The organism is Streptomyces brevispora, from assembly GCF_007829885.1.
Classification (GTDB): domain Bacteria; phylum Actinomycetota; class Actinomycetes; order Streptomycetales; family Streptomycetaceae; genus Streptomyces; species Streptomyces brevispora.
Map to the genome: position 1 here is coordinate 3,107,602 of NZ_VIWW01000001.1, position 15,614 is coordinate 3,123,215.

The following is a 15,614-nucleotide window of genomic DNA, read 5'->3' on the forward strand; positions in this document are numbered from 1 at the left end:
ACGGGACAAGCTGCGCCGACCGCCGAACCTGTTACCGGGTAATGCCGGCGTAGGGAGTAGGTCTCATGACCACAGCGGACGCACGCACGCCTGCCTCCAATCAGAACGACGAGGCCGGGAAGTCCATCGGCTGGCACAAGGGATACGTCCAGGGTTCGCGCCCGGACCTCCGGGTGCCGGTCCGTCAGGTGCACCTCACCAACGGCAAGGACGTGACGCTGTACGACACGTCGGGGCCGTACACCGATCCCGCCATCGACACCGATGTCCGCCGCGGACTCGCACCTCTGCGGGAGAGCTGGATCACCGGCCGGGGCGATACCGAGGAGTACACCGGCCGCGCCGCGCGGCCCGAGGACGACGGGCTCAAGCACACCTCGCCGCGCAGGTCTCCCCTGCCCGAGCGAAGCGGAGAGGGTGGGGAAGGACTGCGCAATCTTGACGCGGTCTTCCCCGGCCGTCCGCGCCGGCCGCGGCGCAGCCGGGACGGGCGCCCGGTGACCCAGCTCGCGTACGCACGCCGGGGCGAGATCACCCCCGAGATGGAGTACGTGGCGATCCGGGAGAACGTCGCGCCCGAGGTGGTGCGCGAGGAGATCGCCGCGGGCCGGGCCGTGCTGCCGGCCAACGTCAACCACCCGGAGATCGAGCCGATGATCATCGGCAATCGGTTCCTGGTGAAGGTGAACGCGAACATCGGCAACTCCGCGGTCACGTCCTCCATCGAGGAGGAGGTGGACAAGATGACCTGGGCGACCAAGTGGGGCGCCGACACGGTCATGGACCTTTCCACCGGACGCAACATTCACACCACCCGTGAGTGGGTTCTGCGGAACTCCCCGGTGCCGATCGGCACCGTTCCCCTCTACCAGGCCCTCGAAAAGGTCGACGGCAGGGCGGAGGAACTGTCCTGGGAGATCTACCAGGACACCGTGATCGAGCAGGCCGAGCAGGGTGTCGACTACATGACGGTGCACGCCGGCGTGCGCCTGCCTTATGTGCCGCTGACAGCCCGTCGCAAGACCGGCATCGTCTCCCGGGGCGGCTCGATCATGGCCGCCTGGTGCCTGGCACACCACAAGGAGTCGTTCCTCTACGAGCACTTCGAGGAGCTCTGCGAGATCCTCGCCGCGTACGACGTGACGTACTCACTGGGCGACGGGCTGCGCCCCGGCTCGATCGCGGACGCCAACGACGAGGCGCAGTTCGCTGAACTGCGTACGCTCGGCGAACTGAACTCGGTCGCCAAGCGGTTCGGGGTCCAGACGATGATCGAGGGCCCGGGGCACGTGCCGATGCACAAGATCAAGGAGAACATCGACCTCCAGCAGGCGATCTGCGAGGAGGCGCCGTTCTACACGCTCGGCCCGCTGACCACCGACATCGCGCCGGCGTACGACCACATCACCTCGGGCATCGGCGCCGCGATGATCGCCTGGTGGGGGACGGCGATGCTCTGTTACGTGACGCCCAAGGAGCACCTCGGCCTGCCCAACCGGGACGATGTGAAGACCGGGGTCATCACGTACAAGATCGCCGCCCATGCGGCGGACCTCGCCAAGGGGCACCCGGGGGCGCAGGAGTGGGACGACGCGCTGTCGGACGCCCGGTTCGAGTTCCGGTGGGAGGACCAGTTCAATCTGGCGCTCGATCCGGACACGGCACGGGAGTTCCACGACGAGACGCTGCCGGCGGAGCCGGCGAAGACGGCGCACTTCTGCTCGATGTGCGGCCCGAAGTTCTGCTCGATGAAGATCTCCCAGAAGATCCGCGATGAGCACGGCGCCGGGTCCACGGCCGTCGACACCGAGTTCGACGCGGAGGCGTTGGCCGGCATGGCGGAGAAGTCCGAGGAGTTCGCCGCCCGGGGCAACCGGGTGTACCTCCCGCTGGTGGACTGACACCCGCACGCACAAGCGCTGTTCCGGGTGGGCGGAAAGAGCCATCCGGAACAGCGCTTCGACGTGCCGGGCCGACTTCCTGCCGGAGCCGCTCGACTCCGCCTGGCTAGTTGCCTCCGGGTTCCAGGCTGTGGTTGTCCAAGTACCCGGGCGCCCAGGTCTGTTCGGTGGGCTCGGAACGGCGCCGAAGCACGCCGTCCTGTGGTACTCGGCCCCCTCCGGGCCGTCCTCGGGACCGAGGTCCGGTTCAGGTGCGGCGCCTCAATGACGCGCTCCGTGACCGTTTCCTTGAAGGAGCGGCCTGCGGTCCGCTCGATGAGCTTGTCGGCGATGCGGAAGCCGAGCGAGTCGCGCTCCTGCTTGGTGCCGTGGGCGTCGGCCGCCCATTGCCGGGAACAGACCGTGCCGGTATCTCCGCGCAGGGAGCGGAAACGACTTCGGATCCGAGGGTCCGATCGTCATGAGGGGCGAGCAGACGGTACGTCAGGATGTATATATGGCAAAGGAATCGATCACCCCGCGCGGCATTGCCGACAGCCACCTCGACCAGGTGGCCGCACACGACCCGATGACCTCCGCATGGCTGGGCCTGAACCGGGGCGATGACCGGCAACCGGACCTCTCGCCGGATGGCTTCGAGGCTCACGCCGAGTTGGCCCGCCGCAGTCTCGCCGCACTCGAAGCCGCCCCCGCATCGGACGACCGCGCTGAACAGGCCTGCGCCCGGCTGCTGCGGGAACGCCTCACCGCTGAGCTCGCGATGCACGACACCGGCGAGAACTTCCGACAGCTGCGTACCGTGGGCGCGCACGTCGACCAGGTGCGGACGATCTTCACCCTCATGCCCACCACCACCGACGAGGACTGGGCCGCGGTGGCCGGACGGCTGCGCAACCTCCCCGGCGCGCTGGACGGTTACCGGGCCACTCTTACCGAGGGGATCTCCCGCGGCCACCTCGCTGCTCCCCGGCAGGCCGCCGGGGTGATCGGCCAGCTCACCGACTGGACCGGGGAGGCCGCCGGACAGCACGCCGGCAGCGCTGCGGGCTGGTTCGCCGACTTCGTTGCGGACGGCACCGACCGGCTGCGCCCCGAGCTGGACGCCGCCGCCCGCCAGGCCACTACCGCCGTCTCCGAGTTCCGCGACTGGCTGCGCGACACCTACGTCCCCGCCACGGCGGACACCCCGGACGCCGTCGGCCGAGAGCGCTACCTGCACGCCGCCCGCTACAACACCGGTGCCGAGCTCGATCTGGACGAGGCCTACGCCTGGGCCTGGGACGAGTTCCACCGGACGCTTGCCGAGATGCGCGTCGAAGCCGAGCGCGTCCTGCCCGGCTCCACCCTCCTTGAGGCCATGCACCACCTGGACGAGCACGGTCACGCGGTCAAGGGCGAGGAAGCCGTCCGCGACTGGTTGCAGCAGCTGATGGACGAGGCGATCAGCGCCCTCGACGGCAGCCACTTCGACCTCTCCGGCCCGATCCGCAAGGTCGAGTCCCGGATTGCGCCCGCGGGCAGCGCCTCCGGGCCCTACTACCAGGGCCCGAGCCTCGACTTCAGCCGCCCCGGACGCACCTACCTGCCCACTCTCGGGCAAAACACCTTTCCGACCTGGCAGCTCGTCAGCATCTGGTACCACGAGGGCGTCCCCGGCCATCATCTCCAGCTCGCCCAATGGGTCGCGGTCGCCGACCGGCTCAGCCGCTACCAGGTCACTGAGGGCATGGTCAGCGCCAACATCGAGGGCTGGGCCCTGTATGCCGAGCGTTTCATGGACGACCTGGGCTTCTTCTCCGAACCCGCGCGCCGCATCGGCTTCCTGGACGGGCAGATGCTGCGCACCATCCGGGTGATCGTCGACATCGGTATGCACCTCGAACTCGCCATCCCAGCCGACTCGGGCTTCCACCCCGGCGAGCGCTGGACCCCGGAGCTCGCCACGGAGTTCATGGCCGCCTACAACGGCAGCCCGGCTGCCCGCCGCAACGGAGAAATCGACCGCTACCTCGGCTGGCCCGGCCAGGCCATCGGCTACAAGCTCGGCGAACGCGCCTGGCTCCAGGGCCGCGCGGCCGCGAAGCGCCGCCATGGTGCCGCCTTCGACCTCAAGGCGTGGCACATGAAGGCACTCTCCCAAGGTTCGCTCGGGCTCGACGACCTGGTCGGCAACCTCGCGGCGCTGTAGAGCCGGAGACGTCCCGCCGTGCTGGTTCTGTTGAAGTACTGCTCGATGAAGATCTCGCACGACATCCGGCGTGAGCACGGCGGTTCGCAGTCGTGGATCGAGGCAGGCATGGCGGCGAAGTCCAAGGAGCGCGCGGCCGCGGGCAACCGTGTCTATCTGCCGATTGCGGACTGACGCACGGCGCGTCGTACCGGCCGCTGGGCTCACACCGGCCGGTACGACGCACTTCCGCGCTCCCGGAGATCCGGGTGACGGGTGCTCCGGCCCGGTCAGTCCAGTTCGTGTTCCGGCCCGCCGAAATCGGGGCTGGTGAAGTCCGGGCTGGTGAAGGTCGGCCGGGGCGCGGCCGCCGGGCCGTCGTCCGGGCTGGAGAAGTCCGGTCTGCTGTAGCCGATCTTCGGGATGCGGTTGGCCGAGCGGTACGGGGTGCGGGCGGCGGGCGCGGTGTCGGGGTCGGCGAGCGCGTCCCGCAGGAACGGCAGGATGCCCCGTTCCAGCAGTGCGTGTCGCCAGGCCTCCCTGGCACGCGCCACGTCCTCCGGCAGTTCCTCGCCGGGGTCCTCGGCGGACATGGACGTGGAGCCGTTGCGCAGGGCGGCGATGAGAAGACCGATGGCGGCGATCAGGATGGCGGCCGCGGTGACCGCGGCGAAGAACCAGCCCACGCCGACCATGGTCCCCGCGAAGGGCGGCGGCGGGCTGAGCATCTTCAGGATGTAGCCGACCAGCAGGAAGATCACCGCGGCAGTGCCCGCCAGCATGGGGGCCAGGACGGTGACGACGGCTCCTATGCCGGCGCCCGGCCGGCCGGGATCGTCGGCGGCGGTTCCCCAGGCCGTCTCCCGGTCGGTGTCCTGGTCCTGGGTGGCGGCCGTGGCGCGCAGTTCCTCGCGGGCCTTCACATAGTGCTCGTACTCGGTGGCGGCCGTGGCGGTGATCAGGGCGGTGGCAGCCATGGCCATGGTGCGCAGCTGCACTGGGTTGAGCCGTTCGCCGACTGTGGCCAGATCCGGTCGTTCATGGGCGTGACGCAGCGCGTCATCGAGGATCCGCTCGTATTCGGGGCGGTCCTCGGTCAGCAGGTGCGGAGCGCTGTTCATGTGCATCCCCCGATGCTCCGTAAGGCCGGTATGCCCGATCGGACCGGGCAGTTGGGCGGAAACGGAGGAGAGCCTGCTACTGATACGCCGATGGTAGAGCGCCCACGGCACAGGGTGACAGGGGGTTTCCGAAAATAGGCCCAGTGGTCGGCACGGTCACGTCGTGGATGCGTCTTCCCCGAAGACCGTCAGTCATGCAGCGGCAGCTGGACGACCAGTAGCTTTCCGGCCATGGTCACTCCGCCGTCCATGGCGATGGCGAGCCCGTCCGCGTACACATGGGGGCCGTCCACCAGCGGGCCGGCGTTGTCCTCGCCGTCCTCGGAGCCGACCTCGCCGAGCAGGTACGGAATGGGGCTGTGACCATGGACGACGCGTCGGCCGCCGTAGGCCGCCATCAGCTCCTGGACAGCCTGCGGGCCTGCCTCGTCACGGAAGGCGAACCGCTTGGTGAGCTTGCGGAAGAGGTCCCAGCACTCATCGGCGTCGTTCCGCGTCAGGATGGCGTGCACCGTTTCGTTGACGTCCTCGATGGTGGTGCCGTAGTCGAGGTACGCCGTCGTGTCCGAGTGCATCAGCAGATGCCCGTCCTCCTCGACGACCGCGTCGAGCCGGGACATCCACTGGAGGTGGACGTCCTGGAGCCGTTCCATATCCGTCTTCTGGCCGCCGTTGAGCAGCCAGGCGGCCTGGAAGGTGGCGGTGCCGGCGCCCGAGTTCACCGGGGTGTCGCTGAACCGCTTGGCGCCGATGAGCAGCAGTTCGTGGTTGCCCATCAGGGCCTTGCAGTAGCCACCCGCGGCCGCGGCCTCGGCGGACAGCCGCATCACGAGGTCGATGACGCCGATCCCGTCGGGGCCCCGGTCGGTGAAGTCGCCGAGGAACCAGAGCCGCGCGTTGCCCGCGGACCAGTTGCCCTCGCCGTCGATCAGGCCCTGTTCCGCGAGTGCGGCGTGGAGCTCGTCCAGATAGCCGTGGACGTCGCCGACCACGTACAGCGGTCCGAGTCCCGGGTCCTGGGCGGGCCGCGGTTCCGGCACGGCCCGCACCTGGGCGGTGTCGTCGAGGCTGATCACCGGAAGGTCGCGCTCGGTGGGTGTGTACCCCTCCGGCGGCTCACCCTCCGGGAACGCGTTTCCCGGGTGCGGGGCCGCAGGCGGCGCCGGGGACTGCGCATAGGGCGGTACGCGGAAGTCGCGCAACGTCGCCGTCCGCACCGCTGGTTCCTGACCGGCCCCCTGTGTCATCGACCCCTCCACCACCGTCGCGCCGCCGTACACCGTACGGGCCCTGCTGGTCGGGGTGGTCCGCGGTGTCGTTCGCCCATCATAGGAATGCGAATCGTGCTCTGTGATGCACCAGGGGTGGTGAATCCGAACGCGCGCCGGGTTCACCGGCCGATTAATCCCAATTGGTCTGATCAATCCCCCGCCGGAGAGCGCGGCGCGCTGACCGTGGTGCGGGGCGGACGGCGTTGCGAGGAGGTCCGGACGATGAGTTCCGTCGGTATCACCTGCTCCACCGGGCCGTCCTGGTCGACTCCTTCGATGGCGTCGATGAGCAGTTGTACGACCGCTGTGCCGATCCGGCGCGGTTTGAGCGAGAGCGTGGTGATGGGCGGCTCGGTCGTCGCGTAGACGGTGGATTCGCTGCAGCAGACCAGAAGCAGGTCCTCCGGGACGCGCAGACCGTACCGGCGGGCCGCTGCGAGCAGATCGGTGCCGTTGGGGTCGAAGAGTCCGTAGACGGCGTCGGGGCGGTCCGGGCGGGCCAGTAGTCGGTCGGCCGCCACCGCGCCCGCGCACGGGTCGTGGGCGGGGTAGGACTCGTACACCGGGTCCTGGCCCACCCGCTCGCACCAGTGGAGGTACGCGGTGGTGGACAGCCGGGTGTACGTGTCGGTGGTGGTGCCGGTGAGCAGCCCGATACGGCGGGCTCCGGCGGCGGCGAGGTGGTCGAGGAGGTCGAGCACGGCGGCCCGGTGGTCGTTGTCGACCCAGGCGGTGACCGGGAGGGTCCCGGCCGGCCTGCCGTCGGAGACGACGGGCAGCCCCTGGCGGACGAGTTCGGTGACGACCGGGTCCTGGTCGGAGGGGTCGATGACGACGGTGCCGTCGAGGGCGACGTTCGACCAGACGTCGTGGCGTGAGGTGGCGGGCAGGATGACGAGGGCGTAGCCGCGGGCCAGCGCGGCGGAGGTGGCCGCTCTGGCCATCTCGGCGAAGTACGCGAACTCGGTGAAGGTGAAGGGTTCGTCCCCGTAGGTCGTCACGGTCAGGCCGATCAGGCCCGACTTGCCGGTGCGGAGGGTTCGGGCCGCGGCGGAAGGGCGGTAGCCCAGGCGCTCAGCGACCTCGCGGACATGGCGACGGGTGGCGTCCGGGAGCCTGCCCTTGCCGTTGAGCGCGTCGGAGACGGTCGTGATGGAGACTCCGGCGGCGGCGGCCACATCCCGGATTCCTGCTCGTCCTCGCCTGCCGCCGCGCCGGGGGGTCTCCGTCCGGCTCACCTGGTGCTTTCCTGCTGCTGTCATGGCGAGCCGATAGTAGGGCTCGCGCGGCCAGTTGGTCCGATCGCATATTCACGCGTTGACAGGCACGTTTCTGCATGATCATCAGGGGGCAATCACCTTGTGAATCAAGGGCTTTGCCTGGCTCAACCATCATGAGTCGGGTGTCGTACCGGATAGGCCTGCCAGAGGGGTGATGTCTCGAAGAGGTCTCAACTCACCTCTTCGAGGGACGCGCGCCACGGAGTGAGCCACCGGCGCGCGTCGGCGAGAGGAGCGCTCCCCCTCATTCCGGGGCCCACCGGACGAATCCCCGGTCCTGCCGTTCGCAGCGGTGCTCAATCCTCATATGGTGAGCAGTATTGATGTGTACAGACGGTCGAGGAGGACCTGCGGTGAGCCAGACGAGCCCCAAGTTGCGCGCCGAGCTGGACGGCGTTCCCGCCTATGTGCCGGGCAAGCCGGCCGCGGCGCACGGACCGGTCGCGTTCAAGCTGTCCTCCAACGAGAATCCGTATCCGCCGCTGCCGGGGGTGATGGAGTCCGCGATGGCCGCGGTCGCGAACTTCAACCGCTACCCGGACATGGCCTGCACCGGTCTGATGAACGAGCTGTCCGAGCGTTTCGGTGTGCCGGTCTCGCACCTCGCCACCGGCACCGGCTCGGTCGGGGTGGCGCAGCAGCTGCTGCAGGCCACCTCGGGCCCGGGCGACGAGGTCATCTACGCCTGGCGCTCCTTCGAGGCGTACCCGATCATCACGCAGGTCAGCGGTGCGACGTCGGTGAAGGTGCCGCTGACCGACGGTGAGGTGCACGACCTGGACGCGATGGCGGACGCGATCACCGACCGGACCCGGATGATCTTCGTCTGCAATCCGAACAACCCGACCGGCACCGTGGTGCGCAGGGCCGAGCTGGAGCGGTGCCTGGACCGGGTGCCGGGCGATGTCCTGGTGGTGCTGGACGAGGCGTACAAGGAGTTCATCCGCGACGCCGACGTGCCGGACGGCATCGAGATCTACCGGGACCGGCCCAATGTGGCGGTGCTGCGGACGTTCTCCAAGGCCTACGGTCTGGCCGGGCTGCGGGTCGGCTTCGCCGTGGCGCACGAGCCGGTGGCGGCAGCGCTGCGCAAGACCGCGGTGCCCTTCGGTGTCAGCCAGCTCGCCCAGGACGCGGCGGTGGCGTCGCTGCGCGCCGAGGACGAACTCCTGGGCCGTGTGGGCTCCTTGGTGTGCGAGCGTCAGCGGGTGTACGAGACGCTGGTACGGCAGGGGTGGACGGTGCCGGAGTCCCAGGCGAACTTCGTCTGGCTGCGGCTGGGGGACCGTACCGCCGACTTCGCCGCGGTCTGCGAGAAGGCCGGTGTGGTGGTCCGGCCGTTCGCGGGCGAGGGTGTGCGGGTCACGATCGGCGAGGACGAGGCTAACGACCTGTTCCTGAAGGTGACGGAGTCGTACCACAAGGAGCTGTAGCGGACCGCCGCCGGACGCGCCGGGCGGCCGTGGCCGCACGCATCCGTACGAAGGCAGGCCCTGTACCTCGTTCGTCAGGTACAGGGCCTTCTGCGTGCCTCGTCCCGGTGGCGGAGCGGTGTCTGCTTCGGGGGGAATGGTCAGTACGTCCCCAGGGGGTACCCCGGCCGATAGTTCGATTTCTCTGTGCGTCATAATTGCTTGTGAATGTGAACGCGTTCACAAGCGTGCCTGCTTTCTCCCATGATCAGTCGGATTCAAGGGACAAACTGCCGGTGCGACGACGGCGACGTAAGGAGAAGACGACGTGGAGCTAGCTCTGGCGCCGGAGACCCTGGCGCGATGGCAGTTCGGAACGACCACCGTCTACCACTTCCTTTTCGTTCCCCTGACGATCTCGCTCGCCGCGCTCACCGCCGGCCTGCAGACCGCCTGGGTGCGGACGAACAATGAGAAGTACCTCAGGGCCACCAAGTTCTGGGGAAAGCTTTTTCTGATCAACATCGCCATGGGCGTCGTCACCGGCATCGTCCAGGAGTTCCAGTTCGGCATGAACTGGTCGGACTACTCGCGGTTCGTCGGAGACATCTTCGGTGCCCCGCTCGCGTTCGAAGCGTTGATCGCGTTCTTCTTCGAGTCCACCTTCATCGGCCTCTGGATCTTCGGCTGGGACAAGCTGCCGAAGAAGATCCACCTCGCCTGCATCTGGATGGTCTCGCTCGGCACCATCCTCTCCGCGTACTTCATCCTGGCGGCCAACTCCTGGATGCAGCACCCCGTCGGCTACCGCATCAACAAGGAACGCGGACGCGCTGAGCTCACCGACTTCTGGCATGTGCTCACCCAGAACACCGCGCTCGCCCAGTTCTTCCACACCATCACGGCGGCTTTCCTGGTCGGCGGCGCGTTCATGGTCGGCATCGCGGCCTTCCACCTGGCCCGCAAGAAGCACATCCCGGTGATGCGGACCTCGCTGCGGCTGGGACTCGTCACCGTGGTGGCCGCCGGTCTGCTGACCGCCATCAGCGGTGACCAGCTCGGCAAGGTGATGTTCAAGCAGCAGCCGATGAAGATGGCCGCGGCCGAAGCGCTGTGGGACGGGCAGAACTCCGCACCCTTCTCGATCTTCGCGTACGGGGATGTCAGCAAGGGACGCAACTCCGTGGAGATCTCGGTCCCCGGAGTGCTGTCCTTCCTCGCCGACGGCAACTTCAACTCGTACGTCCCCGGCATCAACGACATCAACAAGGCCGAGCAGGAGAAGTACGGGCCCGGCGACTACCGGCCGAACATCCCCGTCGCCTTCTGGAGCTTCCGGTGGATGATCGGCTTCGGAATGGCGTCCTTCGCCCTCGGGATCCTCGGACTGTGGCTGACCCGGAAGAAGTTCCTGCTGCCACCGGGGATGCGGACCAGTGAGGACGAGGTGCCGCACCTGGTTCTGTTCAGGAACAAGGCGCTGAGCCCGAAGCTCGCCAGGTGCTACTGGATCGTCGCCCTGTGGACCCTGCTCTTCCCGCTGATCGCCAACTCCTGGGGCTGGATCTTCACCGAGATGGGCCGCCAGCCCTGGGTCGTCTACGGCGTACTCCAGACCCGCGACGCGGTCTCCCCCGGCGTCTCGCAGGGCGAGGTGCTCACCTCGATGATCCTCTTCACACTGCTCTACGCGGTGCTCGCCGTGATCGAGGTCAAGCTGCTCGTGAAGTACATCAAGGCCGGGCCCCCGGAGCTCACGGACGACGACCTCAACCCGCCCACCAGGATCGGCGGCGACCATGACGACGCCGACCGGCCCATGGCCTTCTCCTACTGAGACCACAGGAGCCGAGAGATGGAACTCCACGACGTCTGGTTCGTGCTCATCGCCGTCCTCTGGACCGGCTACTTCTTCCTGGAGGGATTCGACTTCGGGATCGGTGTCCTCACCAAGCTGCTGGCCCGCGACCGCAAGGAACGACGGGTCCTGATCAATACGATCGGGCCCGTCTGGGACGGCAATGAGGTCTGGCTGCTCAGCGCCGGCGGAGCGACCTTCGCTGCCTTCCCCGAGTGGTACGCCACGTTGTTCTCCGGCTTCTACCTGCCGCTGCTGATCATCCTGCTCTGCCTGATCGTGCGCGGTGTCGCCTTCGAGTACCGGGCCAAGCGGCCCGAGGACAAGTGGCAGACCAACTGGGAACACGCGATCTTCTGGACCTCGCTGATCCCGGCCCTGCTCTGGGGTGTGGCCTTCGGGAACATCGTGCGCGGCGTGAAGATCAACGCGGACATGGAGTACGTGGGCAACTTCTGGGACCTCCTCAACCCGTACTCGATCCTCGGCGGACTGGTCACGCTCTCCCTCTTCACCTTCCACGGGACGGTGTTCGCGGGGCTCAAGACGGTCGGGGACATCCGGGTCAGGGCGCGCAGGCTGGCCCTGAAGCTGGGCGTGGTCACCGCGGCGCTGGCGCTGGGGTTCCTGATCTGGACCCAGGCCGACAACGGCGACGTCTGGAGCCTGATCGCGATGATCATCGCCGTGGTGTCCCTGGTCGGGGCGATCGGCGCTGTCGCGGCAGGGCGCGAGGGCTGGTCCTTCGCTCTCTCCGGCGTGACCATCACCGCCGCGGTCGCGATGTTGTTCCTGACGCTCTTCCCGAACGTCATGCCGTCCTCGCTGAACGATGCCTGGAACCTCACGGTCACCAATGCCTCGTCCACCCCGTACACGCTGAAGATCATGACCTGGTGTGCTGGGATCGCCACCCCCGTGGTGCTGCTGTACCAGGGCTGGACCTACTGGGTGTTCCGCAAGCGGATCGGTACGCACCACATCGCCGACGCGCACTGAACACAGTGACTGCCTTGACCGAGCCGAGCCCCCTGGGGTGTTTCACGTGAAACCGATCGACCCGCGCCTGCTCCGCCACGCCCGTGCCACCCGCTTCTTCCTGGTCGCTGTGGTGGTACTCGGACTGGCCGGGGCGGCGCTGGTCATCGCCCAGGCCATGCTCGTCGCCGAAGTGGTGGTGGGCGGTTTCGAGGACGGGCTCACCGGGTCGGGACTGCGCACCCCGCTCATCCTTCTCGCGGCGGTCGCACTCGGCCGGGCCCTGGTCGCCTGGCTCACCGAGCTGGCCGCCTACCGGGCCGGTGCGGCCGTCAAGTCGGAACTGCGCGGACGGCTCCTCGACCGGGCGGCTGCGCTGGGACCGGACTGGCTGAGCGGGCAGCGCACCGGCTCGCTGGTGACGCTCGCCACCCGGGGGATCGACGCGCTCGACGACTACTTCGCGCGCTACCTGCCGCAGCTCGGGCTCGCGGTGGTGGTTCCGGTGGCGGTTCTCGCCAGGGTGGTCACGGAGGACTGGGTCTCGGCGGCGATCATCGTCGTCACCCTGCCGCTCATCCCGCTCTTCATGATTCTGATCGGCTGGGCGACGCAGTCGCGGATGGACCGTCAGTGGCGGCTGCTCTCGCGGCTCTCCGGGCACTTCCTCGACGTGGTCGCCGGACTGCCGACGCTGAAGGTCTTCGGCCGGGCCAAGGCCCAGGCCGAGTCCATCCGCACCATCACCTCGCAGTACCGGCTGGCGACCATGCGCACTCTGCGGATCGCCTTTCTGTCGTCCTTCGCCCTGGAGCTGCTGGCGACGCTCTCGGTGGCACTCGTCGCCGTCACCATCGGCATGCGGCTCGTCCACGGTGAACTCGACCTCTACACCGGCCTGGTGGTGCTGATCCTCGCGCCGGAGGCGTATCTGCCGATCCGGCAGGTCGGGGCGCAGTACCACGCCGCCGCCGAGGGCCTCGCCGCCGCGGAGGAGATCTTCGCGGTCCTGGAGACCGAACCGCGTGCGGGCGGTACGCAGGAGGTCCCGCAGTCGCTGCGGCTGGAGCTGGAAGGCGTGACCGTCCGGCACGCCGGGCGCACCGAGCTCTCGCTCGCCGCGGCCTCGCTGGTGGTGGACGAGGGTGAGACCGTCGCCCTGGTCGGCCCGAGCGGTGTGGGCAAGTCCACCCTGCTGAACGTGGTGCTGGGATTCGCGGCACCCGACGAGGGCCGGGTGCGGGTCGGCGGCACCGATCTGGCGGCCCTTGCCCCCGAGCGCTGGCGCGAGCGGATCGCCTGGGTTCCGCAGCGCCCGCATCTCTTCGCCGGCACGATCGCGGAGAACGTTCGGCTGGCCCGGCCGGAGGCGGACGACAGTGCGGTGACGGCCGCGCTGCGCGACGCCGGGGCGTACGACTTCGTGACGGACCTGCCGGACGGCGTCGGCACTCGCCTCGGGGAGGACGGTGCGGGCCTCTCCGCCGGGCAGCGGCAGCGCCTCGCGCTCGCCCGCGCGTTTCTCGCCGACCGGCCGGTGCTGCTGCTCGACGAGCCGACCGCGAGCCTGGACGGCGAGACGGAAGCGGGCATCGTCGAGGCGGTACGCAGGCTGGCGGCGGGCCGGACCGTGCTGCTGGTGGTGCACCGGCCGGCGCTCCTGTCCGTCGCCGACCGGGTGGTCAGGCTGGAGCCGGGCGTGACGACCGAACCGGCCGATGCGGCGGAGCCCGCGGTGTCCGCCGTGGTGCCGAGCCCGGCGAGCGCACCCGATGACCTCACCGGCATCGAGGCGGAGCTGGAGCCCGAGGTGCTGCGGGACACCGCGGCCCGGACCGGGCACGTGCTGGCCCGGGTCAGGGAGGCCGCCGGGGCACAGCGCGGCCGGCTCGCGCTCGCACTGCTGCTGGGCAGCCTGGCGCTGGGCTCGGCGGTCGGTCTCATGGCCGTCTCCGGCTGGCTGATCTCCCGCGCCTCCGAACAGCCCCCCGTGCTCTACCTGATGGTCGCGGTGACGGCGACCCGCGCCTTCGGCATCGGGCGGGCGGTCTTCCGCTACGCCGAACGCCTCGTCTCGCACGACGCGGTGCTCAGGATGCTCGCCGAGCTGCGCGTCGCCGTCTACCGGGGCCTGGAACGCATCGCGCCCGCGGGCCTGCGCCGGACCCGGCGGGGGGACCTGCTCTCGCGGCTCGTCGCCGATGTGGACGCCCTGCAGGACTACTGGCTGCGGTGGCTGCTGCCCGCCGGGACCGCGGTCCTGGTCGGAGCGGCTGCCGCCGGATTCGCGGGCTGGATGCTGCCGGAAGCGGGCGCCGTGCTCGCCGCCGGACTGCTGCTGGCCGGGATCGGGGTACCGCTCGTCAGCGGCGCCTGTGCCCGGCACATCGAGCGGCGGCTGGCGCCCGCCCGCGCCGATCTGGCGACCCGGATCACCGACCTGCTCGGCGGCACCGCCGAACTGACCGTCGCGGGCGCCCTCCCGGGCCGCTCTGCGAGGACCCGGGAGGCCGACGGCGTCCTGACCCGGATCGCCTCCCGGGCAGCGACCGCCACCGCGCTCGGCGGCGGACTCAGCGCCCTGATCGGCGGCCTCACCGTCGTCGCCACCGCACTCGTGGCCCTTCCCGCGCTGGCAGACGGGCGGCTGGCCGGCGTGGAACTCGCCGTCGTCGTCCTCACCCCGCTGGCCGCCTTCGAGGCCGTGACCGGTCTGCCGCTCGCCGTGCAGTACCGGCAGCGGGTCAAGCGGAGCGCGGAGCGGGTGTACGAGGTGCTGGACGCCCCGGTGCCGGTGCGCGAACCCGCCACTCCGGCCGAGGCGCCCGCGTCGCCCTTCCCGCTGGAGGTACGGGGACTCTCGGCCCGGTACGAGGGAGCACGGCACGACGCCCTGGACTCCGTGGACCTCACGCTGGAGGCCGGCCGGCGCATCGCGGTCGTGGGACCGTCGGGTTCCGGGAAGACCACGCTCGCCCAGGTCCTGCTCCGCTTCCTGGACGCCCGGGCGGGGACGTACCGGATCGGCGGCGTGGAGGCGTCCGCACTGGACGGGGACACGGTCCGGCGGTTCGTCGGGCTGTGCGCCCAGGACGCCCACATCTTCGACAGTTCCATCCGGGAGAACCTGCGGCTGGCCCGTACCGGGGCGACCGACGCGGAACTGCGCGACGCCCTCGCACAGGCCCGGCTGCTCGACTGGGCCGAGGCACTGCCGGAGGGTCTGGACACCCTCGTCGGCGAACACGGCGCCCGCCTCTCCGGCGGCCAGCGTCAGCGGCTCGCGCTGGCCCGTGCGCTGCTCGCGGACTTCCCGGTGCTCGTGCTGGACGAGCCCGCCGAGCACCTCGATCTGGCGACTGCCGACGCCCTCACGGCGGACCTGCTGGCGGCAACCCGGGGGCGTACGACGGTGCTGATCACTCACCGGCTCGAAGGGCTGGACGCGGTCGACGAGGTGGTGGTCCTGGAGGCGGGTGCGGTGGTGCAGCGTGGCCGCTACGCGGCTCTCGTGGCGGTGGACGGTCCGCTGCGCCGGATGCTGGAGCGCGAGCGGGAGACCGTACGGGGGCCGGGCGAGGTCGTGAACGCACGGGCCTGAGGCGTTCGGGCCGGGTCCCGGCCCT

The 15,614-nt window shown here is 69.6% G+C and carries 10 protein-coding genes; 7 read left to right on the forward strand and 3 right to left on the reverse strand.

From position 1 onward, the window contains the following. Nucleotides 1-65 precede the first annotated feature (65 nt). The 3 genes from thiC (at nucleotide 66) to FHX80_RS34715 (ending at nucleotide 4,263) form a co-directional block, all read left to right on the forward strand. Complete coding sequence (thiC, locus tag FHX80_RS14385; RefSeq protein ID WP_145764563.1) at nucleotides 66-1,901, forward strand: phosphomethylpyrimidine synthase ThiC; 1,836 nt, start codon at nucleotides 66-68, stop codon at nucleotides 1,899-1,901. 496 nt (nucleotides 1,902-2,397) lie between these two features. Next, entirely contained in the window at nucleotides 2,398-4,089 is a 1,692-nt protein-coding gene (locus FHX80_RS14390; protein WP_145764564.1) for a DUF885 domain-containing protein, read from the forward strand. Nucleotides 4,090-4,107: 18 nt separating this feature from the next. Then, the gene (locus FHX80_RS34715) at nucleotides 4,108-4,263 is read left to right on the forward strand and encodes a hypothetical protein (protein WP_167523335.1); all 156 of its coding nucleotides are present in this window, start codon (nucleotides 4,108-4,110) and stop codon (nucleotides 4,261-4,263) included. Between the two features lie 95 nt (nucleotides 4,264-4,358). Here the strand turns inward: FHX80_RS34715 and FHX80_RS14395 are convergent, their stop codons facing one another. The 3 genes from FHX80_RS14395 to FHX80_RS14405 all read right to left on the reverse strand — a co-directional run bounded on the left by FHX80_RS14395 (nucleotide 4,359) and on the right by FHX80_RS14405 (nucleotide 7,722). Further along, nucleotides 4,359-5,195, reverse strand: a complete 837-nt coding sequence (locus tag FHX80_RS14395; RefSeq protein WP_145764565.1) for a hypothetical protein — start codon at nucleotides 5,193-5,195, stop codon at nucleotides 4,359-4,361. Between the two features lie 182 nt (nucleotides 5,196-5,377). Then, entirely contained in the window at nucleotides 5,378-6,436 is a 1,059-nt protein-coding gene (locus tag FHX80_RS14400; protein WP_145764566.1) for a metallophosphoesterase, read from the reverse strand. Nucleotides 6,437-6,609: 173 nt separating this feature from the next. Then, nucleotides 6,610-7,722, reverse strand: coding sequence for a LacI family DNA-binding transcriptional regulator (locus tag FHX80_RS14405; protein WP_078617615.1), 1,113 nt, complete (start codon nucleotides 7,720-7,722; stop codon nucleotides 6,610-6,612). Nucleotides 7,723-8,093: 371 nt separating this feature from the next. Here FHX80_RS14405 and hisC point away from each other — a divergent pair, with 371 nt between their 5' ends. The 4 genes from hisC (at nucleotide 8,094) to cydD (ending at nucleotide 15,589) form a co-directional block, all read left to right on the forward strand. Further along, nucleotides 8,094-9,173 (forward strand): histidinol-phosphate transaminase, encoded by a 1,080-nt coding sequence (gene hisC / locus FHX80_RS14410; RefSeq protein ID WP_145764567.1) that lies wholly within the window; start codon nucleotides 8,094-8,096, stop codon nucleotides 9,171-9,173. A 307-nt stretch (nucleotides 9,174-9,480) separates the two neighbouring features. Further along, on the forward strand, nucleotides 9,481-10,989 hold the full coding sequence (locus FHX80_RS14415) for a cytochrome ubiquinol oxidase subunit I (protein ID WP_145764568.1): 1,509 nt from the start codon (nucleotides 9,481-9,483) through the stop codon (nucleotides 10,987-10,989). Between the two features lie 18 nt (nucleotides 10,990-11,007). After that, a complete protein-coding gene (cydB, locus tag FHX80_RS14420; RefSeq protein WP_145764569.1) occupies nucleotides 11,008-12,009 on the forward strand; it encodes a cytochrome d ubiquinol oxidase subunit II in 1,002 nt (333 codons plus the stop codon). Between the two features lie 46 nt (nucleotides 12,010-12,055). Then, nucleotides 12,056-15,589, forward strand: coding sequence for a thiol reductant ABC exporter subunit CydD (cydD, locus tag FHX80_RS14425; RefSeq protein WP_145764570.1), 3,534 nt, complete (start codon nucleotides 12,056-12,058; stop codon nucleotides 15,587-15,589). Nucleotides 15,590-15,614: the final 25 nt, after the last annotated feature.

Bases quoted from the DNA above. Each gene is read 5' to 3' on its own strand.
- thiC (WP_145764563.1), top strand. From the start codon at position 66: ATGACCACAGCGGACGCACGCACGCCTGCCTCCAATCAGAACGACGAG.
- FHX80_RS14390 (WP_145764564.1), top strand. From the start codon at position 2,398: ATGGCAAAGGAATCGATCACCCCGCGCGGCATTGCCGACAGCCACCTC.
- FHX80_RS14395 (WP_145764565.1), bottom strand. From the start codon at position 5,195: ATGCACATGAACAGCGCTCCGCACCTGCTGACCGAGGACCGCCCCGAA.
- FHX80_RS14400 (WP_145764566.1), bottom strand. From the start codon at position 6,436: ATGACACAGGGGGCCGGTCAGGAACCAGCGGTGCGGACGGCGACGTTG.
- FHX80_RS14405 (WP_078617615.1), bottom strand. From the start codon at position 7,722: ATGACAGCAGCAGGAAAGCACCAGGTGAGCCGGACGGAGACCCCCCGG.
- cydB (WP_145764569.1), top strand. From the start codon at position 11,008: ATGGAACTCCACGACGTCTGGTTCGTGCTCATCGCCGTCCTCTGGACC.